The sequence below is a fragment of the Qipengyuania sp. MTN3-11 genome, from assembly GCF_042851825.1.
GTDB lineage: Bacteria > Pseudomonadota > Alphaproteobacteria > Sphingomonadales > Sphingomonadaceae > Qipengyuania.
In genome coordinates, this window is the sequence record NZ_BTGM01000001.1 from 1459743 (window position 1) to 1484722 (window position 24980).

Consider the following 24980-nt stretch of genomic DNA (forward strand, 5'->3'; position numbering starts at 1 on the left):
GCCGGGGCGCCTTTTTCGTTTGGGGACGAACCTTTTGTCATGCGCATTTTCCTTGCTTCCGCCTGCATCCTTTTTTCCGCATCCGCCGCCGCGCAGGAACCTGCGGTGAGCCAGACGCCCGAACTGACCTTCGAACGAGTCTTCGCCTCGCCCTCGCTCGACGGGCCGGCACCGCGGCAGGCCAAGCTCTCGCCCGACGGACGCTGGCTCACCCTGCTGCGCAACCGCGAGGACGATCGCCAGCGGTACGACCTGTGGGGTTACGACCGCGAGGCAGGCGAGTGGACGATGCTGGTCGACAGCGAAAAGCTCGGATCGGGCCGCGAGCTGTCGGAAGACGAGAAGATGCAGCGCGAACGCGCACGGGTCGGCAATCTGTCCGGCATCATCGCCTATCAGTGGACCAGCGACGGCGAGGCGATCCTGGTGCCTCTCGATGGCGATCTCTATCTGGCGCGGCTGGACGGCCCGGAAGGAACCGTCGTCACTCGGCTCACCGACACCGAGGCAAGCGAACTCAACCCCGCGCTGAGCGAGACCGGCGAATACCTCTCCTTCGTCCGCGACCGGCAGTTGTGGGTCGGCCGCGTCGGCCAGGATGCACGGCCGATCACCCCGCAAGAAGGGGCCGATATCCGCTGGGGCGAAGCGGAATTCGTCGCGCAGGAAGAGATGGACCGCGACACCGGCTATTGGTGGGCACCCGGCGACAGCCGCATCGCGGTCGAGCGCTTCGACGAAAGCGGGGTCGGCGTGGTCACCCGCGCGGCGATCGGCGCGACCGGCACTCAGGTGTTCGATCAACGCTATCCCGCGGCGGGCACACCCAATGCCCTGGTCGAGCTGTTCGTGATGAACCCGGACGGGAGCGAGCGCGTGGAGGTCGATCTCGGCGAGGAGACCGACATCTATCTCGCCCGCGTCGATTGGGCTCCCGATGGCGACACGCTCTACGTCCAGCGCCAGAACCGCGAACAGACCCGGCTCGACATGCTCGCGGTCGATCCGCGCACCGGGGCGAGCGAGATCGTCTTTACCGAGAACGCCGCCGTCCCCGACTACTGGATCAACCTCGGCAACATTTACCGCTGGCTCGACGACGGTTCGCTGATCTGGTGGTCCGAGCGCGACGGTTACGGCCACCTCTATCGCTACGCCGAAGGAGCCTGGACGCAGCTCACCAGCGGCGAATGGGTGGTCACCGGCCTGGCCGGCGTCGACCAACGCCAAGGCCGTGTGTTCTTCCAGGGGACGAAGGACGACGTGCTGGCGCAGCAGGTCTATGCGGTCGATATCGCCCGGCCGGGAGAATACACCCGGCTGACCGACGCCGAATTCGCCAATTCCGCGACGATGGACGGCCGGGGGCAGAACCTGCTCGTCACCCGGTCCAAGCCCGACCAGCCGCCGCAGACCTACCTCGCCGATGCGATGGGGGATGCTCAATTGTGGGTCGAACGCAACGCGCTCGACGCTGACCATCCCTATGCCCCCTTCCTCGCGAGCCACCGCATGCCGCAGTTCGGCACCATCGCCGCCGAGGATGGGACCGTGCTGCACTACAAGATGATCACTCCGGAGATGGAGCCGGGCAAACGCTATCCGGTCTATTTCTACCACTACGGCGGTCCCGGCCCGCAGACCGTGCAGCGCGACTGGAGCGCGCCGCTCGAGCAGGCCATTGTCGACAAGGGCTATATCTGGTTCGAGCTCGACAACCGCGGCAGCGCCAATCGCGGCGTCGGCTTCGAACAGCCACTCTACCGGGCGATGGGCGGGGTGGAGGTGCGCGACCAGAAGGCGGGGGCTGAATATCTCAAGACGCTGCCCTTCGTCGATCCGGACAAGATAGCCATCGATGGCTGGTCCTACGGCGGCTACCTGACGCTCAAGCAGCTCCAGGCCGATCCGGGGCTCTATGCCGCGGGCATTGCCGGCGCGCCGGTGACCCGCTGGGAACTCTACGACACGCACTACACCGAACGCTACATGGGCGATCCGAACGTCGATGCCGCGGCCTACCGTGCCGCCTCGGCGATCCCCGACGCGACCAAGATCACCGACCCTCTGCTGGTGATCCACGGCATGGCCGACGACAATGTTGTCTTCGAGAACGCCACCGAGCTGATCGCGGCCCTGCAGGAAGGCAATGCGCCGTTCGAGATGATGCTCTACCCCGGGTACACCCACCGCGTCTCGGGCGAGCAGATCAGCCCCCACCGCTATAACACGGTGTTCCGCTTCCTCGAGAGCCACGGGGTGACATCGCCCGAGTAAGCTTGCGATCGCGCGAGCGCTCGCTACATCGCGCGGGCGATTTAGGAGAACTGATTTGGGTTATCGGGTGGCCGTGGTCGGCGCGACGGGGAATGTCGGGCGCGAGGTGATGATGGTGCTGGCGGAGCGGGGCTTCCCCTGCGACGAGATCGCCGCGGTCGCGTCATCACGCTCGCACGGGACCGAGGTGGAATTCGGCGACACCGGCAAGATGCTCAAATGCCAGAGTATCGAGCATTTCGACTGGAACGGCTGGGATATCGCCCTGTTCGCGGCCGGCAGCGGCCCGGCCAAGGAATACGCGCCCAAGGCAGCCAAGGCGGGCTGCGTGGTGATCGACAATTCCTCCCTCTATCGCATGGAGCCCGACGTTCCGCTGATCGTGCCCGAAGTGAATCCGGAGGCGATCCACGATTATTCCAAGCGCAACATAATCGCCAACCCCAACTGCTCGACAGCGCAACTGGTCGTGGCGCTCAAGCCGCTGCACGATGCGGCGACGATCAAGCGCGTGGTGGTCAGCACTTATCAGTCGGTCTCTGGCGCGGGTAAGGCGGGAATGGACGAGCTGTTCGAGCAGAGCCGCAACATCTTCGTCGGCGACCCGACCGAACCGGTGAAGTTCACCAAGCAGATCGCCTTCAACGTCATTCCGCATATCGACGTCTTCCTCGACGACGGGTCGACCAAGGAGGAATGGAAGATGGTGGTCGAGACGAAGAAGATCCTCGACCCCAAGATCAAGCTCAGCGCCACCTGCGTGCGGGTGCCGGTCTTCGTCGGCCATTCCGAAGCGGTGAACATCGAGTTCGAGAACGAGATTTCCGCACAGCAGGCGCAGGACATCCTGCGCGAGGCGCCGGGCATCATGCTCGTCGACAAGCGCGAGGACGGGGGATACATCACGCCGGTGGAGGCCGCCGGTGACAGCGCGACTTACATCAGCCGCGTGCGCGAGGACCCGACGGTGGAGAACGGTCTGGTCCTGTGGTGCGTCAGCGACAATCTGCGAAAAGGTGCCGCGCTGAATGCGGTGCAGATCGCCGAGCTGCTCGGACGCGAATGCCTCAAGAAGGGATGATCGCGATGCGCTCCGCTTTTTTCGCGGCCATGCTGATGCCACTGGCCGCTTGCGGAGCCGAAAAGGGCGAGCCCGCGCCCGTGGAGGACCGTCCGGCCGAACAGGTCGACCGCCAAGCGACCGCGGAGCACGAGGCGATCGGGTCGAAGGCCAACATGGTCCTCACCTCCACCGGGTTCACCTATCGCGTGGCGGGGGGCACCACCAATTCGAAAATCGACTTCGATATCCGGCGCGAAACGGTCGAACGCATCGCCCGCCAGCAATTCGGCGAGCCGACCGGCATCACGACCAATGAGGAATGCGGCGCAGGGCCGATGTCCTTCACCGAATACGGTCCGCTCACCTTCAATTTCCAGGACGGCCGGCTTGTCGGTTGGTATCTCGAGGCCGGCGGCGAACTGACCACCGCGGATGGCGTGAAGCCGGGCACGACCAGCTTCGCCGATATCGAAAACGAACGTTCCGCCAATATGGTAGAAGACAGCATGCTGGTTGGCGAATTTAGCTATGCCGCGGCGGATGGCGGCGAGATCGGCGGCTTCGTGGACGAAGAGGGCACTGTCACCTCGCTCTATACGGGGACGAATTGCTTCTTCCGCTGAACCGCGCGACAAGGCGGCGATGACGCTGACCGCCGATCTCTATTTCAGCTTCCGCTCGCCCTACAGCTACCTGGCGGTGGGCAGGTATCGCGCGATGGCGGAGGAATACGATCTCGACATCGCGCTGCGTCCGGTCTGGCCGCTGGCCATCCGCCAGCCGGATTTCTTCGAGCGCAACCATCCCAACTGGCTCGGCTACACCATGCGCGACATGATGCGCGTGGCGCAGTTCAACTCCATTCCCTTCGGCCCGCCTCGTCCCGATCCGATCGTGCAGGACGTCGCCACCCGCAAGATCGCCAAGGATCAGCCGCATATCCGGCGCGTAACCAGGCTGGGACAGGCGGCGGCGCGGCGCGGACGCGGCCTCGCCTTCGCGCATGAGGCCGGGATGCTGATCTGGGGCGGCCAGGAGGGATGGAACGAGGGCAACCATTTGGCGAAGGCCACGGGGCGAGCGGCTCTCGATTTCGCAACGCTGGAAAAGGAAGTCGAAGCCGATAAGGAAGCGCTCGACGCCGAGATTGCCGCCAACCAGCAGGCGCTCGAGGCGGCAGGGCACTGGGGCGTACCGACCCTGGTGTTCGAGGGCGAGCCGTTCTTCGGGCAGGACCGAATCGAGATGGTGAAGTGGCGTATGGAGCAGCGGGGGATGCAAAAGCGATGAGGACCGAGCGTTTCGCCAGCTTCGACGGCACCGAACTCGCGCTGCATCGCCATGGCGAGGGGCGGCCCTTCGTGCTGCTCCACGGCCTCTTTTCCAGCGCGCAGATGAACTGGATCAAATGGGGCCACCACGCGGCGATCGCGGCGAAGGGCTACGAAGTCCTGATGCTCGATTTTCGCGTTCACGGCGAAAGCGAGGCCCCGCACGATCCGACGAAATATCCCGAGAATGTGCTGGTCCGCGATGTCGCTGCGCTGGTCGCGTATCTGGAACTCGAAGTGTATGACCTCGGCGGCTTCTCGCTCGGGGCCAGGACCGTTCTGCATGGGGTTGGGCATGGCGTTCTCGAACCGGCACGGCTGGTGGTCGGCGGGATGGGCACGGCCGGGCTCGGCGAATGGCAGAAGCGCGCCGCCCATTTCCGGAGGGTGATCGACGAATTCGATGCCATCCCGCGCGGCGATCCGGCCTATTTCTCGATGCAATTCCTCAAATCGCAGGGCATCGACCGGGTCGCGGCCCGGATGCTGCTCGATACCATGCCCGATCTCGACCTGGCGAAACTTTCCCGCGCCACCATGCCGACGCTGGTCGTCTGCGGCGACGAGGATCGCGACAACGGTTCCGCCGAGGAATTGGCCCGGATGCTGCCATACGCCGATTTCGTCGAGGTTCCGGGAACGCACATGGGCAGCGTGACCAAACCCGATCTCGGGCAGGCGATCGCCGACTGGCTGGGCAAGCCACCCGCTTGATTAAGTCCTGGGACGGGTGCAATCGCACGGGCCGGCATTCCGGACTGTATTCGAGAGGACCCAAACCATGAACCTGTTCCGCGCATCGCTCGGTAACGTTGGCAAAGGGCAGGGCTGGTGAGGGCGGCTCCGGTTCTCTTGGGCCTTGCCCTTGCCGCCTGTGCGCCCGTGGCCGACGCCCCCCGGGCCGCCGATGGCGAGCCGAGCGATGGCGCATTGTTCGTCGCTGGCAAGTTCGCCAACACGCTCGCCCGGATCGACCTCGCGACCGGGCGGGAGACCGCGCGGGTCGACAGCTGCGCCAACCCGCACGAACTCGCGACCTCCCCCGACGACCGGTACGTAGCGCTGGCCTGCTACGGCGGGACGACCGTGGACATCTTTCGCACCGGGGGGCTGGAAAAGGTCAAGTCGGTCGAGCTCGGCGAGAACGCCCGGCCGCACGGCATCGTCTGGCACGCGAACGGCGATCTCTTCGCGACCGCCGAGGGGCGCCAGTCGATCTTCTGGATCAAGGACCCGCTGGGCGCGGCGGAGACCTTCGAATACGGGACCGGCCAGCAAGGCACACACATGCTGGTGGTCGCGCCCGATGCGCGCCATGCCTGGACGACCGACCTCGGCTCGAAGACCGTGACGCGGGTGGATCTTCTCACCCGCCGCGCGCCGCTGTCGGTCGAGGTAGGCGTGGAGCCCGAGGGCATCGCGCTCGCCCCCGATGGCGAAACGCTCTACGTTTCCGCGCGCGGTTCGGACGAGGTCTATGCCATCGCGCCGCAGACCATGGAGGTGCGCCGGACGCTGAAGGTGGGCGACTTCCCGCTGCGGATCGCGGTCCGGCCGCAGGGCGATTTCGCCGTCACCTCCGATCTGGCCGACGGCGGACTGACGGTCATCGACCTTTCCCACATGTCGGTGGCCCGCAAGATCGCCGTTTCGAGCCCGGAGGGCGCGCAGGAGCGGATGCAGGTCACCATTCTCTGGTCGCCCGATGGCGAGCGAATCTACGTCGCCGAAACGGTGGCCGAGACCATTGCCGAGGTCGATTTCGCCAGCGGAACGGTGCTGCGGCGGCTTCCGGGCACCGGCGGCGGCGACGGCATGGCGATCGTCGATTGAAGAAGGCGAGAGAGCCAATGCCGGTGGTGGGCTGGCGCGAGCTGGTCCATCTGCCCGAGCTCGGCCTGCACGGAATTCCGGCGAAGATCGACACCGGCGCGCGCACATCCTCGCTGCACGCAACCGTGCTCGAGGAATTCGAACGCGACGGCGAGCAATTCGTCCGCTTCGCCGTCGATTTCCCGCAGCAGCATGTCCGCCAGGTGTGCGAGGCGGTGCATATCGACTGGCGCGGCATCACCAGCTCGAACGGCAAGACCCAGCGCAGGCGGATCGTGAAAACACCTCTCCGGATAGGCGAGGTCGAATTCCGCGCCGAAATCAGTCTCGCCGATCGGTCCGATATGCGATTTCCCATGCTGATCGGTCGCTCCTCGCTTAGAAGGCGGTTCGTCGTCGACTCGGGGCACAGCTGGCTCCAGTCCCCCGGCCGCAAGCCGGTGGAAGGGCACAGGCCCTGATTTCCCGGCCATAAGGAGTGCTGGCTCATGAAGATCGCCATGCTGGCGCGCAACGCCGGCCTTTATTCGCACCGGCGCCTGGTGGAAGCGGCTGAGGCGCGCGGGCATACGCTCGACATCCTCAACACCACGCGTTGCACGGTCAACATCGCCAGTCATCGGCCCACGCTGACCTACAACGGCGAGAGACTGGCCGGATACGAGGCGGTGATCCCGCGCATCGGCGCCTCGATCACCAATTACGGCCTCGCGGTGCTCCGCCAGTTCGAGATGCAAGGCGTCTGGCCCCTGAACGAAAGCATCGCCATCGGCCGCAGCCGCGACAAGCTCCGTTCGATGCAGATCCTCGCCAAACACGGACTGGGCCTGCCGCTCACCGCCTATGCCAACGATCCGCGGCAGGCGGAGGAGATCATCAAGGCGGTCAACGGCCCGCCGGTGGTGATCAAGCTTCTTGAGGGTACGCAGGGTATCGGCGTCGTCCTCGCCGAAACGATGTCGTCGGCAAAGTCCGTGATCGAGGCGTTCCGTGGCGCCAACGTCAACATCCTGGTCCAGGAATTTATAAAGGAAGCCGGCGGTACCGACATCCGCGCGCTGGTGATTGGCGGCAAGGTCGTCGCCGCGATGAAGCGCACTGGCGCGCCGGACGACTTCCGTAGCAACCTCCACCGCGGCGGCAGCGCGCAGCTCATCAAGATCACGCCGGAGGAACGCAGCACCGCGGTGCGTGCCGCCAAGCGCATGGGCCTGAACGTGTGCGGCGTCGACATGCTGCGCAGCAACCACGGCCCGGTCATCATGGAGGTCAATTCCTCGCCCGGGCTGGAAGGCATCGAGGCGGCAACGGGCAAGGACATCGCCGGACAGATCATCGAGTTCATCGCCGCCCACGCCAAATCGGGCAGGACGAAAACCAAGGGCAAGGGTTGACCGCCCCGTCCGCTAAGACATCGCTCGTTTGAGCGGGCCTTGCTTTTCGATTACCGGAACGGCGGCTCGTTGAACGCGCGCAATTTGCGCGAGTGCAGCCTAGGCCCTTCCTCGCGCAGGCGGCGGCACGCGGTCACGCCGATCTGCAGATGCGCGGCGATGGCTTCCTCGTAGAACTTGTTGGCCTGGCCCGGCAGCTTGATCTCACCGTGCAGCGGCTTGTCGGATACGCATAGCAGAGTGCCGTAGGGTACGCGGAAGCGGTAGCCCTGTCCGGCGATGGTGGCGCTTTCCATGTCGACCCCGACCGCGCGGCTGAGGCTCATCCGGCGAGCCGAGCTGGTGTATCGCAGTTCCCAGTTGCGGTCGTCGGTGGTGACGACTGTGCCCGTGCGCATCCGCCGCTTGAGGTCGCTGCCGTGCTCGCCCGAAACCTCCTCGGCCGCACCGGCAAGCGCCTGCTGCACCTCGGCGATGGCGGGAAGCGGGATTTCGGGTGGCAGTACCGGGTCGAGGACGTGGTCGTCGCGCAGATAGGCATGGGCGAGGACGTAATCGCCGATCTTCTGGCTTGGTCTGAGGCCGCCGCAATGGCCGATCATCAGCCAGGCCTCGGGCCGCAGCACCGCGAGGTGGTCGCAGATCGTCTTGGCATTGGACGGGCCGACGCCGATGTTGACCAGCGTGATTCCGCCGCGCCCCTCGCCGACGAGGTGGTAGGCGGGCATCTGGTGCCGCCGCCAGGCGGTGTCCGACAGCTGGTCGCGGGCGGCGGCGGTCCGCTCGGTGATCTTGAGGCCGCCCGCGCCGGCGAGATGCGAGCAGCCGTCCGTCCCGATCCGCGCGCCCGCCCAATCGACGAATTCATCGACATAGCGGTGATAGTTGGTGAACAGGATGAAGCGCTGGAAATCCTCGGGCCGGGTGCCCGTGTAATGGGCCAGGCGGGCGAGGCTGAAATCGGTGCGCAGCCCGTCGAACAGCGACAGCGGGATCGGCGCCTCGGGATTGTCGAGCTCGATCCCGTCGGCGAGTTCGTCGCCGATGTCCGCGAGTTCGGTGGAGGGGAAATAGCGCGCGATCTCGTTGGGATCGACGCCTGCCATCTGCGCCCCGGCATCGCCGTCGAGGACGTAGGGGAAGGGAATTTCCTGTTCCGACGAACCGACCTCGACCTCGATCTCGTAGTTGGAGGAAATCAGCTCGAGCTGCTCAGCGAGATAGTCGCGGAACAGCGGGGGACGGGTAACGGTGGTGGTATAGAGACCCGGCGCGTTGAGGCGTCCGAAGGCGCGGCTGCGATCCTCGGGCTGGTCGCCGCCGCGAAACCGCAGGCGCAGTTCGGGATAGGTGTAGGACCCGTCCTTGCGGCGTTCGGGCGGGGGCAGGGTGCGATCGCGGCCGAAGGCGATCACATCCTCGCGCAGACGCTCGACCGCCGCGTCGTAAATCTTTTCCACCCGGTCGAGGATTGTGTCGATCGAATCCATGGCTGCCGTCTTTTCTCTTTGGGTTCGGTTCCGTTCGCGCGCCATTGTGGCACGCCTGTGTCGCGGTTACAAAAAGGGCGCGGGAGCCGAAGCCGCCGCGCCCTCTGTGCGAAGATCGGCGAGGGTCAGGCTTCGTCTGACTTTGCCTCGACCTCTTCCGAGCTGGTGTCGGGCGCGGTCGCCTCGATCTTGGCTTCGGTCGTGGTGGTGCCCTCTTCGGTGCTCACCCCGTCTTCGAGCATGTCGGCGGGAATTTCACCGGGCTCGAGATTGGGATCGACGCGGTTTGCCGAGGCCGCTTCCTCGATCTCGCGCTGCTCGTCTTCGAACATCTGCGCGAGAACGTCGACGCCCTGGCTCTGCAGTTCGGCCTCGTCATCGGAACGGGCGACGTTGGCCTTGACCGTCACATGGACCTCCGGATGGAGGGCGATGGTGACGTCGTGCATGCCGATGGTCTTGATGGGGCTGCCCATCACCACCTGCTTCTTGTCGATCTCGTGGCCCTTGTCGGCCAGGCCGGCGACGACGTCGCGCACATTGACCGAGCCGTAGAGCTGGCCGGCGTTGGACGAAGCGCGGATCAGCACGATCTCGACGCCGTCGATCTTGCCGCCGGCCGTCTCGGCCTCGCCGCGACGCTCGGCATTTTCCTTTTCGAGGCGCTCGCGATTGGCTTCGAAGACCTTCTTGTTGGCAGCGTTGGCGCGCAGCGCCTTCTTCTGCGGCAGCAGGAAGTTGCGGGCATAACCGTCCTTCACGGAGACGACGTCTCCGATCGAGCCGAGATTGCCGATCCTTTCGAGGAGGATGATATCCATGTCTCTTCTCCTCTTACTTCACGACGTAGGGAAGCAGGCCGATGTGGCGTGCGCGCTTGATCGCCTTGGCGAGTTCGCGCTGCTTCTTGGCGGAAACGGCGGTGATGCGGCTGGGGACGATCTTGCCACGCTCGGACAGGAAGCCCTGCAGCAGGCGAACGTCCTTGTAGTCGATCGTGGGTGCATCCTTGCCCTGGAAGGGGCAGGACTTGCGGCGGCGGAAAAACGGGCGGGCCATCAGTCGCGCTCCTCACGGTCCGAACGGCGCTTCTTGTCGCGCTCGGTCTTGCGCATCATCGCGCTGGGGCCGTCCTCGTGCTCGTCGACGCGAATGGTCATGTAGCGGATGACGTCTTCGTTGATACGGGTCTGGCGCTCGAGCTCCTCGACGACCGTGCCCGGTCCGTCGATGTTGAGCAGCACGAAATGCGCCTTGCGGTTGCGGTCGATCTTGTACGCGAGCGACTTGAGGCCCCAGGTCTCGGTCTTGGTGACCTTGCCTTCGTTCGCTTCGACGATTTCGGTCGCGGTGGCGGCCAGGCTGTCGACCTGAGACTGGCTCAGATCCTGGCGCGCCAAGAATACATGCTCGTAGAGAGCCATGCCTTGGTCCTTTCAACACTGCCGATCGCTGGCTCGTCCCACGCGGATCGCGGGCAGCCCCTCCGGCTTTCTTCGCATCCCCGTTGCGGCAACGGAGAAGGCGCGCACATAGCGGCAATGGCCTGCAATGCAAGACTTGAGCGCAGGGAACGGGCACGGCAGGGGCGGGTTGCACGATAAACCGAAATCAGGAGAACGAGATGCCCGGTGGTCTGGTCGCGCTGCTCGACGATGTGGCAGCGATCGCGCGGACCGCCGCCGCCTCGGTCGATGATATCGGCATCGCCGCGAGCCGTGCGGGTTCCAAGACGGCGGGCGTGGTGATCGACGATGCGGCGGTAACGCCTTCCTACGTCACCGGGCTCGACCCCTCGCGCGAGCTGCCGATCATCGGCAAGATCACCCTCGGCAGTCTCAAGAACAAGCTGCTCCTCCTCCTCCCGGGCGCGCTGCTCCTGAGCTGGCTGCTGCCGCAGGCGATCATCTTCATCCTGATGGCGGGCGGTGCCTACCTTTCCTACGAAGGCGCCGAGAAGGTCGTGGAGAAGCTGGGTGGCGCCAAGCACGGCAAGACGCTCGACGACCCGATCGAGGATCCGGCCGCCTTCGAGGCCAAGCGAGTATCGGGCGCGATCCGCACCGATCTCATCCTTTCGGCAGAGATCATGGCAATCACGCTGAACGAAGTCGCCGACGAGAGCTTCGTAACGAGGGCGGGTGTGCTCGCCGTCGTCGGTATCGCCGTGACCTTGTTCGTATACGGGGCGGTCGCGGTGATCGTGAAGATCGACGACATCGGGCTGCATCTTGACGACAAATCCTCGCAGATCGCGCGATCGACCGGACGGTTTCTGCTGCGTGCGATGCCTTGGCTGCTGAAAGTCCTGTCGTTCGTCGGCACGATCGCCATGCTGTGGGTTGGCGGTGGAATTATCCTCCACGGCCTGCACGAACTCGGAATGCACGGCCCTTCGGACTGGGCGCACGCCGCGCAACATGCCGTCGAGGGAGCGACCGGCGGACTGTCGGGCATACTGGGATGGGCAACCTATGCCGGACTTTCGGCGCTCGCCGGACTGGCGTTGGGCGCCGTCATCGCGGTGACCCTCCACCGGGTGCTGAAGATCGGTACCGATCATCATTAACCGGTTGCGCAAGCCCAGTCCCGTATCGGCACGGAGTGCGGCTTAAGCTGGCGCACGCCCACTTTTCCTAGCATCTTCCGAGACGGTTAACCGTCCGCCTATACGCCAGACAGGAGAGCGCGTGGGGTTCCTCCGCCTCGTGCATGTGATCGTGGTCGCCGTGGTTCTCGTCTTGGCGGGGGCTGCCGGCGCGCGCGCGGCCGAAGCGGGCACGCAGATCTGCAACGGTGACACGGCCCGGGTCGAAGCCGGTTTTTCCCTCGCTCCGCCGCCGCATTGTATCGAGGGGCCGGAGCGATCCGAAGCGTTCCCCGACACGCGGCAACCGCTGCCGGCCAGCGAGGGCGGATCGACCCGGCAAACCGACCTCCGGGCACTGGTCTATGCCCTTATTTGCGGCCTGCTGATCGTACCGCTTATTTACGACATGCTGTTCTATCGCGTGCTGCGGGCGCGATTCATGCTTTGGCACCTGGCGATGATCGCCGCGATGCTTGCCTTCGTTCTGACGAGTTCGGGGCTGATCAATCTCCTGTACCCCCAACTTTCGTCCCAGGCCCGTTGGCATTTCGCGATCGCGAGCCTCAGCGCGACCGTCACGGCGGCCATGGCCTTCGCGCTCGGTTCGATCGAAGATCGCATCATACCACGCTGGCTGGCGCGAACCGTGCTGGCGACCACCGGTACCGTGCTCCTGGTGAATCTGCTCGGACTGTTCGGTGTCTGGCCGATCCGGCAAAACTTCGCGGTGTGGTATTTTTCCAGCCTGTTCGCCGTCGCCGTGGCTGCCCTTGCCCTGGTGGCAACGGGATTGGCACGGCACAGTCGCGCCGCGACTTATCTGGCAATCGGCTTCTCGGGAATGGCCGTCACCGCTCTCCTCGCCCCGATGGTCCGGACGGGTGCGATTGCCGGGACCTTCCCATTGGACGACGTCCTTTATGCGGCGCTGGTGATCCTCGCGCTGGGCACCTCCGCCGGGGTAGGCGATCGGGTCCTCAACCTGCGCAGCCAGCGCGACCGGGCGCGGGACAAAGCGGTCATGCTGGGCCGGATGGCCAATACCGACGGCCTGACAGGCCTGCTGAACCGCAGGGCCTTCGATCAGCTTTCCCGACTGCGCCCCGGCAAAGGCCTGCTTCTGGGCGATCTCGACCGCTTCAAGCAGATCAACGATGCCCACGGACACCAGACGGGGGACGCTGTGCTGTGTCATGCGGCAACGCTGCTGCGCGAGGCAATGGCCGATCGGCCGCATGCGCGGGTCTATCGCCTGGGGGGCGAAGAATTCGCGATCATGGCGCGGATCGAGGATCGCGCCGAACTCGAGACCATTGCCGAGGACCTGCGCGCGGCGATCGCAGAACACTCCGGCAGCGGCGGTTCGGGTGCTTTGCCGCCTATCACAATCAGTCTCGGCGGGGTGGTTGGGACCGGACAACCGATCCGCGAGGCGATCGCCACCGCCGACGGCGCGCTCTACCGGGCGAAGCAGGAAGGACGGAACCGGATCGCGATCGCCGAGGTCGAAACAGGCGATGATACGCGGGCGCGAAACGCTCCCTCGCTGCCGGAAGGCGCCTAGCTCAGCCGAGCTGTTCGAACAGGTTCCGCGCGAACAGGCTGAGCGTATCGTCGCGCGCTCCCATCACCACGATCCGGTCTCCCGGCCGCGCGAGCGAGAGCAGGCGGTCGCCGACATGCTTGCGGGTGGGAATGTATTCGGCCTGGCCCCCGACTTCCTCGATCAACCGGACGATCCGCTCGCTGCCTTCGCTGCGGTCTGCCGTGCCGCCGAAATAGACCGGATCGCAAAGTATCGCGATGTCCTCCGCGTCGAGTTCGCGGGCAAAGGTTTCGGCGAGTTCGGTACCCATCTGGCGTAAGGGCCCGTACCCGTGCGGCTGAAAGAAGGCGAGGACGCGCCCTGGATGCGCCTTGAGCGTCCGCAGGGTGGCGGCGCACTTCTCGGGATTGTGTCCGAAGTCGTCGATCACGGTGATGGCGGCGTGGTTCGTCCCGACGATATCGAAGCGCCGTGCAATGCCCTCGAAGCCGGCCAGCGCCTCGACCGACGCCGCGACAGGAATGCCCGCCGCTGCCGCCCCGGCGATCGCCGCGAGCGCATTGGCGAGGTTGTGCCGACCCGGCATATTCAGTCGCAGCGCATGCTCGCTCGCATCGTGGCGATCGATGACGGTCGCCGCCTGGCGCAATGGCCCTTCTGCAACGCTGCCTGGAACGACGCCGATCTGCGCCAGCTCCTGCTCGATCCCGAAAGTGATCGCCTCATGTGCTCGCGGCAACAGCGCCAGCGCTTCGGCATCGTCGGCATTGATGACCGCGATCCGGCTGCGGGCGAGGAAATCGCCGAACAACTGCCGCAATTCCTCCATGCTCTTGTGATCGAGAGAAACGTTGAGGAGCAGGCCAACCGCCGGGCGGTAGAGAGCGATCGAGCCGTCGCTCTCGTCGACCTCGCTGACGTAGAGGCTGCGCCCGCCGACCACCGCGCTCGCCAGCGGGCTGTCCGGCGTGACGAAGTTCTTCATCACTGCGCCGTTCATGATCGTCGGCTCGCGGCCGGTGCGATGGAGGATACAGCCGAGCATGGCGGTAACCGTCGATTTTCCGCTCGTCCCCGCGATCCCGATTCCGGCACCGCTGGTGTTGAAAAGGATTGAATTGAGTTCCGCCCGCGTCATCCGCAGGCATTCCAGCTCGTTCGCGCGCGCGATCTCGGGGACGCTGTCCTCGATCGCGGCGGAGGCGACGACCACCTGATCGGCCGAAACGATCCCGCTGCCGTCCTGCGGGTGCAGTTCGAACCCCTGCCGCTCCATCGCCGCGAACTTCTCGGGCGTTCGCCCCTGGTCGAAACTCCGATCCGAGCCCGCCACCCGTGCTCCGCGCCCTCGGAGGATCTGCGCCAGCGGCAGCATGCCCGATCCGCCGATTCCGACGAAGAAGAACGGCCGTTCGAACAGCGCCTCGGGTGTGGGAAACTCGCTCATGGCGGCGCGGTATTGAGTTGTGCCGGTGCCTGCAAGCGGTCTAGCGTCTGGCCGTGCCGAGGAAGATAGCGATCTGTGCGCCGGGCAAGCGGATGCGGCGCGAGAGGGCCGAAGCCGTCCTCTCGCTGGCGAGCGGACGGAGCGACATCGAGCTCCATTTCCACGAGCAATGCTTCCTGGAAGAGGGGCATTTCGCCGGCGACGATGCCACGCGCCTGTCGGCCCTGCTCGAATGCGCCAACGACCCCGGCTTCGACGCGGTGTGGTTCGCGATGGGCGGCTATGGCTCCAACCGCATCGCCCGAGGCTTCATCGACGGCGCGAACGTTCACGCCCGAGCAAAGCGCTATCTCGGCTATTCCGATACTGGGACGCTGCTGGGGGCCATGTACCGCGAGGGCTTCGGCCGGGTCGCGCACGGGCCCCTGGCGGGGGACATAAAGCGCGACGGCGGCGAGGCGGCGATCGCGCGCGCGCTGGACTGGCTGGCCGGGGAAACCCGCGGGCTGGAACCGCATCTCGACGAACGCCCCGCCGCTGCGTTCAATCTCACCACGCTGGCCATGCTGGTGGGCACCGAGTTCGCCCCCGACCTCGCCGGGCATGTTGTGATGGTGGAGGAAGTCGCCGAGCATCTCTACGCCGTCGACCGCCTGTTCTTCCACATCACCCAGCACACACGCGGGATTGCCGGGTTGCGGCTGGGGCGGGTCAGCGCTGTCCCCGAGAACGATCGGCCGTTCGGCACCGACGAGGTCGCGATCGCCCGCGAATGGTGCGCGCGAAGCGGGATAGAATATCTCGGCCGCGCCGACATCGGCCACGATGCGGACAACAAGATCGTCCCCTTCGGCCTTGCCGCGCGAGGCGCCGCCCCCTAACCGCCTGCCTCGAAAGAGGAGACATACATGGATGCGTACATCTTCCCGGGACAGGGAAGCCAGAAGGTCGGCATGGGCCGCGAACTCGCCGAAGCGAGCCGGCACGCGCGGGACGTTTTCGACGAGATCGACGACGCGCTGAATCAGAAGCTGTCGCAATTGATGTGGGAAGGGCCGGAAAGCGAGCTCACGCTGACCAGCAACGCCCAGCCGGCTATCATGGCGAATTCGGTCGCGACGCTGCGGGTGCTGGAAAAGGATTTCGGCATGGCGCTGGCCGACAGCGCCGGCTGTGTCGCGGGACATTCGCTGGGAGAATACAGCGCGCTGTGCGGCGCCGGCATGTTCGACCTGACCCAGACGGCCAAGCTGCTTCGGCTGCGCGGGATCGCCATGCAGGACGCCGTCCCCATCGGTGTCGGCGCCATGGCCGCGCTGCTGGGGGCCGATCTCGAGAAGGCCAGCGCGCTGGCTGAGGCCGCGGCCGAGGGCCAGGTGTGCGAGGTCGCCAACGACAACGATCCGACCCAGGTGGTGATTTCCGGCCATATGGAAGCGATCGACCGGGCCGTCGGAATGGCTAAGGATCACGGGATCAAGCGTGGCATCAAGCTGCCGGTTTCGGCGCCTTTCCACTGCTCGCTGATGCAGCCGGCCGCGTTGCGCATGAAGCGTGCTCTCGATGACGCGCGGACATCGGCGCCCGCGGTGCCGTTGTTCGCCAATGTAACGGCGGCAAAAGTCACCGATGCGGCGGAAGAGCTCGATCTGCTCGTCGATCAGATCACAGGGCGCGTCCGCTGGCGCGAGAGCGTGATGGCGATGCGCGAAGATGGCGCGGAGCGGTTCGTCGAGATCGGCGGCAAGGTGCTCGCCCCCATGGTCGGCCGGATCGACGGCGAGGCGCAAACCGCCAGCCTGGTGACGATGGAAGACCTCGAGACATTCGCCAAGGAGAACGCCTGATGTTCAGCCTCGAAGGCAAGAGCGCGCTGGTTACCGGGGCGAGCGGCGGGATCGGGTCCTCGATCGCCCGCGCGCTGGCGAAACAGGGGGCGCGGCTCGCGCTGTCTGGTTCCAACCCGTCGAAACTGCGCGCCTTCCGCGACGAGCTCAACGACGAGTTCGGGCATGACCATGTCGAGATCACCTGCGATCTTTCGAACCGCGAACAGGTCGAGGAATTGGTCCCAGCGACGCTCGACACGCTCGGCGGGATGGACATCCTCGTCAACAACGCCGGCATCACGCGGGACAATCTCGCCCTGCGGATGAAGGACGATGAGTGGGACGAGGTGATCCGCATCAATCTCGAAGCCAGCTTTCGCCTCATGCGCGCCGCGGCCCGGCCGATGATGAAGGCACGGGGCGGACGGATCGTCTCGATCACCAGCGTCGTCGGCGCCACCGGCAATCCGGGGCAGATGAACTACACCGCAGCCAAGGCCGGACTGACCGGCATGAGCAAGAGTCTGGCGCAGGAACTGGCCAGCCGCAACGTCACGGTCAACTGCGTCGCGCCCGGTTTCATCCGCACCGCCATGACCGAGAAGCTCGACGACAAGCAGAAGCAGGCGATCGACGCACGTATTCCCATGGGTCGCATGGGGGAGGGTGCGGAGATCGGCGCCGCTGTCGCCTTCCTCGCCAGCGACGAGGCGGCCTACGTCACCGGGCAGACCTTGCATGTGAACGGCGGGATGGCGATGCTCGGCTGATCGCGCGGTTATCCCCAAGGAATCCGCGAGCATAGGGGCCTGGCCTTGCCCGTCATGGCCCTCGCGCTAAGGTCGGGCGAAATTCCGGCGCTGGTGGGGCGATTCCGGCCCTTTATGCGCCCCAGAGACGGATCAGAGGGACAAACAGGACCATGAAGGCCACCATCGAACGCGCGACGCTGCTCCGCTGTCTCAGCCACGTGCAGTCGGTCGTGGAACGTCGCAACACGATCCCCATCCTCTCCAACGTGCTGATCGAGGCCAGCGGGGACGGCGATCTCAAGGTCATGGCGACCGATCTAGACCTGCAAGTGGTCGAACACATGAGCGCGGCGAATGTCGACGATCCCGGCGCGGTGACGGTGTCGGCGCATCTCCTGTTCGACATCGCCCGCAAGCTTCCCGACGGCAGCCAGGTCAGCCTCGAGACCGCCGAGAACCGGATGGAGGTCAAGGCCGGACGCAGTCGGTTCAAGCTGCCGACCCTGCCGCGCGACGATTTCCCGGTGATCGTCGAGGGCGATCTGCCGACCAGCTTCGAGCTGCCGGCAAAGACCCTTGCCGAGCTGATCGACCGTACGCGCTTCGCGATCTCGACCGAGGAGACGCGCTACTATCTCAACGGCATCTTCCTCCATGTCTCGGACGAGGACCAGCCGGTGCTGAAGGCCGCTGCCACCGACGGCCATCGGCTGGCCCGCTTCACCTTGGCGCGGCCGGAGGGAGCCGAAGGCATGCCCGATGTGATCGTGCCGCGCAAAGCCGTCGCCGAATTGCGCAAGCTGCTGGAAGAGACGATGGACGGCAATGTCCAGATCGATCTTTCCGCCAGCAAGATCCGCTTCACGCTGGGCGGCGAGGGCGGGGTGGTGCTCACCAGCAAGCTGATCGACGGAACCTTTCCCGATTACAGCCGGGTCATCCCGACCGGGAACGACAAGCTGCTGAAGCTCGATCCGAAGAGCTTCTTCCAAGGTGTCGATCGCGTCGCAACCATCGCCACCGAGAAGACCCGCGCGGTCAAGATGGGTCTGGAGAAGGACAAGGTGATCCTCACCGTGACCAGCCCGGACAACGGCACGGCGGCCGAGGAACTGCCGGCCGAATATGGCGCTGACGGCTTCGAGATCGGTTTCAACGCCGGCTATCTGAAGGATATCCTCAGCCAGATCGACAGCGATACGGTGGAATTGCACCTTGCCGACGCAGGTGCGCCCACCCTGATCCGCAAGGACGAGAACTCGCCTGCGCTCTATGTCCTGATGCCGATGCGGGTCTAGTCAGGCGGGCGAAAGGCGCGCGCTTTCGCTCGGGAGAATCCGCCGGAGCGCCGCGCGGGCCGGTTTATCCAAATGCCCGTCGAGCCACAGCGCCAGGGCCGGGAGCATGGCCAGCATCATGACCTCCGCTCCCGAACCGGATGCGGTGGCGATCAGCGGCACGTGAATGCAGTATAGCGGGTAGGAGAGCGCCCCCAGCGCCTTTCCCGTCGCGCTGCGCCCGATGTCGAACCGGATTGTGGTGAAGACGAAGGCGGGAACCCCCACCAGGATGAATGCCACGCCCGCGGCATTCGAGGTCGGTAACAGCGCGGCAGCTGCGAGAAAGGCGATAGGGATCAGCCACCCCATCGTGCTCGAGCGAACAACAAACCGCTCGGCCTGCCATTTGCAGATCAGAACGCCCGCTCCGAAGGCGAAGCCCAGTCTGGCGAAGCCGGAAAACACCGCCGGCCATTCCGCACCGAAACCTTCGAGCGGATGCGCGGAACCGGCCAGGAACAGCAGTGCCGTTCCGCTAACAGCGGTGATGGCACAAATGGCCTTCAACCCGCCCCGCCGCCAGATCGCAGCAAAGGTGGCATAGGCGATCATCTCGAAGAGCAGCGACCAGAGCGGCGGATTGGCAGGAAACAGCATTGTCGCGGACTTGGGCTGGGGAAGCAGGAAGAGCATTCCCGCATGCCCGGCGTGGAGCACGATACCCAGTAAGGCGCCCAGTGCCAGCATCGGCCAGAGCCGGGCTACGCGCAGCCACATGAATTCGCGAAAACCCATGCCGTGATCGAGCCTGCCGGCGTAGTTCGCGGCAATTACGAAGCCCGACAGGGCGAAGAAGAGATCGACCGCGAGATAGCCGCCGGGCATCGGCAGCGGCGATGCCGGGCCAGCGTGATAGAGCATGACCGCGATCGCGGCGATACCGCGCAAGGCATCCACCGAATGAAACCGCTGCGGGGTGCGGGGCGCGTCCATCCCGCCGCCCTATCGCGGGAGAGTTAAGAGCCGCTTATTCCGTTCGCGTCCTGTCGCCTTGCCGCGGTTGTTTCGAAGCGATCAGGCCGCACGGCGTTGTTCGGAGGGGCTGTCGGGCGCGTCGAGGAATTCGCGTAGCACGGCGACGCTTTCGTCAGCGTGGGTGAGGAGGAACAGGTGGCCGCCGTCTTCGAATACCTCCAGCCGCGAATTGCGAATGGCGGCGGCAAGGATGCGGCCGTTGACGACCGGGACGATACTGTCCTCGCCGCCCATCATGATCAGCACTTCCTTGTCCATGAAGGGCAGGGCGGGCAGGCTGGTCCAGCCGAGCATGGCGATGAGTTGATAAAGATAGCCGCGGGGCGACGGGGGTTTGAGCCTGCCGATATGCTGCGCTTTGCTGCCTGGGCGTTTCGTCATTCCGCCGTAGAGCGTCATGAAATGTTCGTTCATGTATTCGGGATCGATGTAGCGGCGCGGATCGGCCATCTTCGTGAGCGCGGAGAGCTTGCCGGGAACCATCAGCATCCCGGCCGTTGTCGCCGCGAGGACGAGCCGGCGAGTGCGCTTGGGGTGCTGGAGAGCGAAATGCTGCGCAATGGCGCCGCCCCAGCTGACCCCCATAACGTCGACCGTGTCGATCGCGAGATGATCGAGAACCTTCGTCGCGGTCCAGGCCATGGTGAAGGGGTTGTACGGCACGCTCGGATCCGGACTCTCGCCCGTGCCCGGCATGTCGAACATCACGAACCCGCGCTCTGACAGCTTCTCTGCCAAGGGGGCGACCGCCTCGATATTGGCGCCGATGCCGTTGAAGAACAGGATCGGGGGATGATCGGAGCGCTCGCCGAGCCGCCAGTGAGCTACGCGCAGTTTGCGGCCTCCTGCCTCCACCATTTCCACGGTGGCGGTCATCTTTTCAACTTTGGAGGCGGTCATCCGCGGCCCTTGATCGGTTTCAACACGGTTCCATGACGTAGAGACCGGGGGCCGGGTCAAGTGGCTTGTACTTGGCGTTCCCCAGCTTCTTGGACGAGGCCTTCCGCTCGCCCGAGCGCGCCTGGACCCATTCCATCCAGAACGGCCACCAGCTTCCGGCCACTTCCTCGGTGGTTTTGAGCCATTCGTCGGCGGTGCCCGGCAGCTGCGCGCCGCGATCCTTGGGCAGATAGTATTTCGCCTTGGGATTGCCCGGCGGGTTGAGGATCGCCTGCATATGGCCCGAATGCGAGAGCACGTAGGTGACGTCCTCCGACCCGAACAGCCGGGTCGAGCGATAGGTCGCCTTCCACGGCGTGATGTGGTCGGTCACGCCGCCGAGGATGAACAGGTCGCTGGTGACCTTTGAGAGGTCGATCCTGTGGTCAACCATCTCGACCTCGCCCTGTTTGGTGAAGGCCAGCGTCTCGTAGATCGTCAGGAAATCGCCCATCAGGCTGGCGGAGAGATTGGTCGCGTCGGCATTCCAGAACAGCACGTCGAAGGCCGGCGGGTCCTGCCCCAGCAGGTAATTGTTGATCACGTAGTTCCACACCAGATCGTTGGGCCGCAACCAGGCGAAACCGCGTGCCAAATCGTCGCCCTTGATCACGCCCTTTTTCTCCGCACGTCGGCGCGCGAGATGAAGTCCGTTGTCGGAGATCAGCGATCCGGCCTCGATGTCGTTCTGCTTGGGATGGAGCACGCAGACCATCAGCGTCAGCGCGCCGAGCAGGTCGTCCCCGTCCGCCGCCAATTTGCTCGCCAGCATCGCGGCGGTCTGCCCGCCCGAACAACCCGCGGATACATTGACCTTCTTCGCGCCGGTAATATTTGCCACCGCCTCCATCGCCTCGCGGCAGGAGCGGACGTAAGCGGACATGTCCCAAACGCCCTGGTCCTTGCTCGGGTTCTTCCAACTGATGACGAAGGTCTGGATGCCGTTGTCGACCTGGTATTTGACCACCGATTTTTCGGGGCTGAGGTCGTTGATGTACATCTTGTTGATCTGCGGCGGGATGGTCAGCTGCGGCACCTCGTAGACCTCGTCGGTCGTGGGCGCATACTGGATCAGTTCCATCATCTCGGTTCGCAAGACCACCGAACCCGGGCTGGTCGCCACGTTCTCGCCCAGCTTGAACGGCTTCTTGTCGACCTGGCTGACCATGCCCTTGTTGTGGACCATGTCGTCATAGGCGTTCTTGAGGCCCTTCAAAAGCGACAGCCCACCGCTTGTGATCGCCATCTTCTGTGCCGAGGGATTGCCCGCGAAAGTGTTGGTCGGGGCGAGGGCATCGACGATCATGTTGGAGACGAAGCGCGCGCGATCCTTCTCCAGTTCGTCGAGTTCCAGCTCCTCGATCCATTGCTGCGTGCCCTTCTGGACCGCGAGGTAATACTGCATACCCGCGCGCATGAAGGGATTGTACTGCCAGGCCGGGTCCTGGAAGCGCTTGTCCTTGGGATGCGGGGCGATCTCGCTCTTGCCGGTCATGATCCGGACCATGTCCATCCCCAGCGCCTGACCGTGTCTCGCCATGCGTTGCGGATCGGACGCGCTTTCGCGCAGCATCACCGCCACGGCACCGAAGATGTCCTCGCGCGTCAGGCCCACGAGCGGACCGAGCGCATTCGTATGCTGGGCAGCTTCGTCTTCGAGCTTGGTCATCGGCAGCCTCTCACATTTATTATTTTTGTGCGAACGGTCATGCGCCGGCGACGACCCGGGCGCAAGCGCGCCGATCAGCCTCCGCGCGCCGCGATCATGCTTTCGACATCTACGAATTTCTCGCGCGGCGATCCATCCCGGGCGGCGGCAATCTCGGCCTTCTCGATTTCCTGCCAATCGCGGAAGGTCACTATGTCGAGTCCACGGTCGCGCGCGAGTTCGTCGAAGCCCTCGCGACCGCGCTTGCGGTTCCCGCTGCCGATGTCGTCATCGATCAGGTCGACGATGGCGAAGCCATCAGGCCGATTGGTCCCGATCGTGCCGGAAGGCCCCCGGCGCGCCCATCCGACGCAGTAGAGCCCGGGCAGGATGCGTCCCTCGTCATTGGCGAACTTGCCGGCCCGCTCGTCATAGGGGACGCCTTCGATCGGCGAGGTGCGATAGCCGATGCAGGTGACGACCAGATCGGCAGGCAGTCGGGTGAACTCTCCCGTCCCCACCGCGCGTCCCGCCTTGACTTCGGTTCGTTCGACCTCGACGGCGGTGACCTTGCCATCGTCGCCCAAAAGGCGAACCGGGCTGGCAAAGAACGCGAAATCGATGGCGATGCTCTTCTCGCCGTGGATGCTCTGCGGAATGGCGGCGAAGTCGCGCAGGAGCGTGACCGATTTGCGCAGACCGGGTTCGAGCAGGGCGTCGTCCTCCAAGGGTGGCAGGACCTCCGGATCGACGTGGGGGCTGGCGCGCTCGAGCTGCATCAGCTCGCCCAGTTCCTTCGGCGTCATCATGATCTGGTGCGGTCCGCGGCGCCCGAGGATCGTGATCGTTTCCAGATTGCTTTCCTCGAGCGCGTCGAGCGCATGGAGCACGATGTCCGAACCTGCGAACTCGCCCTGAGTCTTCGACAGAATGCGCGCCACATCGAGCGCGACATTGCCCATGCCGATTACGACCGCGTGGCGGCCCGAGAGGTCGGGATCGAGCCTGGCGAATTGCGGGTGGCCGTTGTACCAGCCGACGAATGCCGCGCTACCGAAGACGTTGGCGAGATCCTCTCCCTCGAACCCCAGCACGCGGTCGTTCGGTGCGCCCGTTGCGAGCACCACGGCATCGTAAAGCTGCTGCAACTCGCCGATGGCCACGTCGCTGCCCACGCAGACATTGCCGACGAATCGGACGTTGTCGCCGCTTGCGGTCTTCTCGTAACGGCGCGAGACACCCTTGATGGACTGATGATCGGGCGCGACCCCGGTGCGGATCAGTCCGAAAGGGACCGGGAGCCGATCGAAGATGTCGACCCGGACCTCCTCTCCCCATTTCTTCTGCGCGGCTTCGGCGGTGTAATAGCCCGCCGGGCCCGAACCGATAATCGCGATGTGGCGCATAGCCTCTCCTCGCCAGCAGAATGACCCGGTCGGCCGGGCGAGGCAAGCGATCGCGAACACGGGAAAGGCATGGTTAGCCCTTTTTCAAGCATTTTTGCCTAGTTCGCCCTTCAAGTCGGCCGTCCAGGGTCGATGAAGGTTCTGACGGCGGAGTTCGAGAAAAGGCGATGAGTTTCTTTTCGCGCAGCACATCGGGAGCGCGGGGTTGGCGGACGCCGTCGGGCGAGCAGTCCGACACCGCGCAGCGCCTCGAGCTCTTGGACAGTTTCGAAACCGCCGGGCTTGGATGGTTCTGGGCGACCGACGACGAGGGCCGCATCACCTACCTCTCGCCCAATGCGAATGCCAAATTCAAATGGGATGCCCAATTCACCATCGGCAAGAGCCTGACCGATCTCTTCGTCATCGAGGAAGCGGAGGACAAATCCGAGCGCCCCCTCAATTTTTTGCTGAACGCCCGCAACACGATTTCGCAACTCGCCGTAAGGATCAGCGATCCAAGCAGAGAGATCTGGTGGGAGATCGCCGGAAAACCCCAGCGCGACAAGAATGGAAACTTCATCGGCTATCGGGGCAGCGCGAAAGACATCACGGAATCGCGCGAAAAGCAGCGAAGCGCCGAACGACTTGCTCAATTCGATTCACTGACGGGCTTGGCTAACCGTCATCGGATAGACAATCTTCTGACCAACACGCTCAACGCCTATCGAAACTCCAAGCGTTCCTGCGCCTTGATGATGGTCGATCTCGACCGCTTCAAGCAGGTCAACGACACGCTGGGTCATCCGGCGGGCGACGAACTGCTCAAGCAAGTAGCGGACCGCCTTACGCGCATCGTCGACACCCAGGGCACGGTCGGAAGGCCGGGAGGGGACGAATTTCAGATCATCTTACCCGATATCGACGATCGGGGTGCGCTCGGCGAACTCGGTCAGCGACTGATCCAGTTCATTTCCCAGCCCTATTCCCTTCAGGGCTCGCGAGCGATCATCGGGACCTCGCTGGGGATAGCGATCGCGCCTTACGACGGGCTCGATGCCACAGAGTTGGTCAAGGCAGCCGATCTTGCACTTTATGCTGCCAAGGGCGGGGGCAGGGGAACCTACCGGTTTTATTCGAG

At 64.8% G+C, this 24980-nt stretch carries 24 protein-coding genes; 15 read left to right on the top strand and 9 right to left on the bottom strand.

Annotated features, from left to right (window positions below):
* Positions 1-39: 39 nt before the first annotated feature.
* The 8 genes from ACGHN1_RS07055 (at position 40) to rimK (ending at position 7898) form a co-directional block, all read left to right on the top strand.
* Positions 40-2277, top strand: a complete 2238-nt coding sequence (locus tag ACGHN1_RS07055; RefSeq protein ID WP_390549645.1) for a DPP IV N-terminal domain-containing protein — start codon at positions 40-42, stop codon at positions 2275-2277.
* A gap of 55 nt (positions 2278-2332) precedes the next feature.
* A complete protein-coding gene (locus tag ACGHN1_RS07060; protein WP_390549647.1) occupies positions 2333-3358 on the top strand; it encodes an aspartate-semialdehyde dehydrogenase in 1026 nt (341 codons plus the stop codon).
* Between the two features lie 5 nt (positions 3359-3363).
* Positions 3364-3963 (top strand): hypothetical protein, encoded by a 600-nt coding sequence (locus tag ACGHN1_RS07065; protein WP_390549649.1) that lies wholly within the window; start codon positions 3364-3366, stop codon positions 3961-3963.
* Between the two features lie 19 nt (positions 3964-3982).
* Complete coding sequence (locus ACGHN1_RS07070) at positions 3983-4630, top strand: 2-hydroxychromene-2-carboxylate isomerase (RefSeq protein WP_390549651.1); 648 nt, start codon at positions 3983-3985, stop codon at positions 4628-4630.
* A complete protein-coding gene (locus tag ACGHN1_RS07075) occupies positions 4627-5385 on the top strand; it encodes an alpha/beta fold hydrolase (protein ID WP_390549653.1) in 759 nt (252 codons plus the stop codon). Before ACGHN1_RS07070 ends, ACGHN1_RS07075 begins: the two co-directional genes overlap by 4 nt.
* A gap of 168 nt (positions 5386-5553) precedes the next feature.
* Positions 5554-6504: a YncE family protein gene (locus ACGHN1_RS07080; protein WP_390549655.1), complete on the top strand. Its 951-nt coding sequence runs from the start codon at positions 5554-5556 to the stop codon at positions 6502-6504.
* The gene (locus tag ACGHN1_RS07085) at positions 6501-6965 is read left to right on the top strand and encodes an ATP-dependent zinc protease (RefSeq protein WP_390549657.1); all 465 of its coding nucleotides are present in this window, start codon (positions 6501-6503) and stop codon (positions 6963-6965) included. The genes ACGHN1_RS07080 and ACGHN1_RS07085 overlap by 4 nt, the downstream gene beginning before the upstream one ends.
* 27 nt (positions 6966-6992) lie before the next feature.
* Positions 6993-7898: a 30S ribosomal protein S6--L-glutamate ligase gene (rimK, locus tag ACGHN1_RS07090; protein ID WP_390549659.1), complete on the top strand. Its 906-nt coding sequence runs from the start codon at positions 6993-6995 to the stop codon at positions 7896-7898.
* Between the two features lie 50 nt (positions 7899-7948).
* Here rimK and ACGHN1_RS07095 read toward each other — a convergent pair whose 3' ends face one another.
* From ACGHN1_RS07095 to rpsF, 4 genes are all read right to left on the bottom strand, one after another.
* A complete protein-coding gene (locus ACGHN1_RS07095; RefSeq protein WP_390549661.1) occupies positions 7949-9433 on the bottom strand; it encodes an AMP nucleosidase in 1485 nt (494 codons plus the stop codon).
* A gap of 80 nt (positions 9434-9513) precedes the next feature.
* Complete coding sequence (gene rplI, locus ACGHN1_RS07100; RefSeq protein ID WP_390549663.1) at positions 9514-10209, bottom strand: 50S ribosomal protein L9; 696 nt, start codon at positions 10207-10209, stop codon at positions 9514-9516.
* A 13-nt stretch (positions 10210-10222) separates the two neighbouring features.
* Positions 10223-10447: a 30S ribosomal protein S18 gene (gene rpsR, locus ACGHN1_RS07105; protein ID WP_390549665.1), complete on the bottom strand. Its 225-nt coding sequence runs from the start codon at positions 10445-10447 to the stop codon at positions 10223-10225.
* Positions 10447-10812: a 30S ribosomal protein S6 gene (rpsF, locus tag ACGHN1_RS07110; protein ID WP_390549667.1), complete on the bottom strand. Its 366-nt coding sequence runs from the start codon at positions 10810-10812 to the stop codon at positions 10447-10449. Before rpsF ends, rpsR begins: the two co-directional genes overlap by 1 nt.
* A 200-nt stretch (positions 10813-11012) precedes the next feature.
* On the opposite strand from rpsF, the gene ACGHN1_RS07115 reads away from it, so the two are divergent.
* Together ACGHN1_RS07115 and ACGHN1_RS07120 are read left to right on the top strand one after the other, a co-directional pair.
* Positions 11013-11957, top strand: a complete 945-nt coding sequence (locus ACGHN1_RS07115; protein ID WP_390549669.1) for a DUF808 domain-containing protein — start codon at positions 11013-11015, stop codon at positions 11955-11957.
* A 121-nt stretch (positions 11958-12078) separates the two neighbouring features.
* Positions 12079-13542: a diguanylate cyclase gene (locus ACGHN1_RS07120; protein ID WP_390549671.1), complete on the top strand. Its 1464-nt coding sequence runs from the start codon at positions 12079-12081 to the stop codon at positions 13540-13542.
* Between the two features lies 1 nt (position 13543).
* Here the strand turns inward: ACGHN1_RS07120 and ACGHN1_RS07125 are convergent, their stop codons facing one another.
* Positions 13544-14971 (bottom strand): glutamate ligase domain-containing protein, encoded by a 1428-nt coding sequence (locus tag ACGHN1_RS07125; RefSeq protein WP_390549673.1) that lies wholly within the window; start codon positions 14969-14971, stop codon positions 13544-13546.
* A gap of 53 nt (positions 14972-15024) precedes the next feature.
* Between ACGHN1_RS07125 and ACGHN1_RS07130 the strand changes: the two genes are divergently transcribed.
* The 4 genes from ACGHN1_RS07130 to dnaN all read left to right on the top strand — a co-directional run bounded on the left by ACGHN1_RS07130 (position 15025) and on the right by dnaN (position 18850).
* Positions 15025-15852: an LD-carboxypeptidase gene (locus ACGHN1_RS07130; RefSeq protein WP_390549675.1), complete on the top strand. Its 828-nt coding sequence runs from the start codon at positions 15025-15027 to the stop codon at positions 15850-15852.
* 27 nt (positions 15853-15879) lie between these two features.
* Positions 15880-16818: an ACP S-malonyltransferase gene (gene fabD, locus ACGHN1_RS07135; RefSeq protein WP_390549677.1), complete on the top strand. Its 939-nt coding sequence runs from the start codon at positions 15880-15882 to the stop codon at positions 16816-16818.
* Positions 16818-17570, top strand: coding sequence for a 3-oxoacyl-[acyl-carrier-protein] reductase (fabG, locus tag ACGHN1_RS07140; RefSeq protein WP_390549679.1), 753 nt, complete (start codon positions 16818-16820; stop codon positions 17568-17570). Before fabD ends, fabG begins: the two co-directional genes overlap by 1 nt.
* 152 nt (positions 17571-17722) lie before the next feature.
* Positions 17723-18850: a DNA polymerase III subunit beta gene (gene dnaN / locus ACGHN1_RS07145; protein WP_390549681.1), complete on the top strand. Its 1128-nt coding sequence runs from the start codon at positions 17723-17725 to the stop codon at positions 18848-18850.
* Here dnaN and ACGHN1_RS07150 read toward each other — a convergent pair whose 3' ends face one another.
* The 4 genes from ACGHN1_RS07150 to ACGHN1_RS07165 form a co-directional block, all read right to left on the bottom strand.
* Positions 18851-19825, bottom strand: a complete 975-nt coding sequence (locus ACGHN1_RS07150; protein ID WP_390549683.1) for an acyltransferase family protein — start codon at positions 19823-19825, stop codon at positions 18851-18853.
* An 81-nt stretch (positions 19826-19906) separates the two neighbouring features.
* Complete coding sequence (locus ACGHN1_RS07155) at positions 19907-20767, bottom strand: alpha/beta fold hydrolase (RefSeq protein WP_390549685.1); 861 nt, start codon at positions 20765-20767, stop codon at positions 19907-19909.
* A gap of 19 nt (positions 20768-20786) precedes the next feature.
* A complete protein-coding gene (locus tag ACGHN1_RS07160; protein WP_390549687.1) occupies positions 20787-22475 on the bottom strand; it encodes a PHA/PHB synthase family protein in 1689 nt (562 codons plus the stop codon).
* Positions 22476-22549: 74 nt separating this feature from the next.
* Complete coding sequence (locus ACGHN1_RS07165) at positions 22550-23860, bottom strand: FAD-dependent oxidoreductase (RefSeq protein ID WP_390549689.1); 1311 nt, start codon at positions 23858-23860, stop codon at positions 22550-22552.
* Between the two features lie 167 nt (positions 23861-24027).
* On the opposite strand from ACGHN1_RS07165, the gene ACGHN1_RS07170 reads away from it, so the two are divergent.
* Positions 24028-24980: diguanylate cyclase domain-containing protein (locus tag ACGHN1_RS07170; RefSeq protein WP_390549691.1), on the top strand; the 953-nt coding region annotated here is incomplete at its 3' end.

What these genes read in the sequence shown, in the direction of transcription:
- ACGHN1_RS07055 (WP_390549645.1), top strand. Translation starts at nt 40, where the DNA reads ATGCGCATTTTCCTTGCTTCCGCCTGCATCCTTTTTTCCGCATCCGCC.
- ACGHN1_RS07075 (WP_390549653.1), top strand. Translation starts at nt 4,627, where the DNA reads ATGAGGACCGAGCGTTTCGCCAGCTTCGACGGCACCGAACTCGCGCTG.
- ACGHN1_RS07125 (WP_390549673.1), bottom strand. Translation starts at nt 14,971, where the DNA reads ATGAGCGAGTTTCCCACACCCGAGGCGCTGTTCGAACGGCCGTTCTTC.
- ACGHN1_RS07155 (WP_390549685.1), bottom strand. Translation starts at nt 20,767, where the DNA reads ATGACCGCCTCCAAAGTTGAAAAGATGACCGCCACCGTGGAAATGGTG.
- rpsF (WP_390549667.1), bottom strand. Translation starts at nt 10,812, where the DNA reads ATGGCTCTCTACGAGCATGTATTCTTGGCGCGCCAGGATCTGAGCCAG.
- ACGHN1_RS07065 (WP_390549649.1), top strand. Translation starts at nt 3,364, where the DNA reads ATGCGCTCCGCTTTTTTCGCGGCCATGCTGATGCCACTGGCCGCTTGC.
- rpsR (WP_390549665.1), bottom strand. Translation starts at nt 10,447, where the DNA reads ATGGCCCGCCCGTTTTTCCGCCGCCGCAAGTCCTGCCCCTTCCAGGGC.
- rimK (WP_390549659.1), top strand. Translation starts at nt 6,993, where the DNA reads ATGAAGATCGCCATGCTGGCGCGCAACGCCGGCCTTTATTCGCACCGG.
- ACGHN1_RS07160 (WP_390549687.1), bottom strand. Translation starts at nt 22,475, where the DNA reads ATGACCAAGCTCGAAGACGAAGCTGCCCAGCATACGAATGCGCTCGGT.
- ACGHN1_RS07165 (WP_390549689.1), bottom strand. Translation starts at nt 23,860, where the DNA reads ATGCGCCACATCGCGATTATCGGTTCGGGCCCGGCGGGCTATTACACC.
- dnaN (WP_390549681.1), top strand. Translation starts at nt 17,723, where the DNA reads ATGAAGGCCACCATCGAACGCGCGACGCTGCTCCGCTGTCTCAGCCAC.
- fabG (WP_390549679.1), top strand. Translation starts at nt 16,818, where the DNA reads ATGTTCAGCCTCGAAGGCAAGAGCGCGCTGGTTACCGGGGCGAGCGGC.
- ACGHN1_RS07115 (WP_390549669.1), top strand. Translation starts at nt 11,013, where the DNA reads ATGCCCGGTGGTCTGGTCGCGCTGCTCGACGATGTGGCAGCGATCGCG.
- rplI (WP_390549663.1), bottom strand. Translation starts at nt 10,209, where the DNA reads ATGGATATCATCCTCCTCGAAAGGATCGGCAATCTCGGCTCGATCGGA.
- ACGHN1_RS07070 (WP_390549651.1), top strand. Translation starts at nt 3,983, where the DNA reads ATGACGCTGACCGCCGATCTCTATTTCAGCTTCCGCTCGCCCTACAGC.
- ACGHN1_RS07095 (WP_390549661.1), bottom strand. Translation starts at nt 9,433, where the DNA reads ATGGCGCGCGAACGGAACCGAACCCAAAGAGAAAAGACGGCAGCCATG.
- ACGHN1_RS07150 (WP_390549683.1), bottom strand. Translation starts at nt 19,825, where the DNA reads ATGGACGCGCCCCGCACCCCGCAGCGGTTTCATTCGGTGGATGCCTTG.
- fabD (WP_390549677.1), top strand. Translation starts at nt 15,880, where the DNA reads ATGGATGCGTACATCTTCCCGGGACAGGGAAGCCAGAAGGTCGGCATG.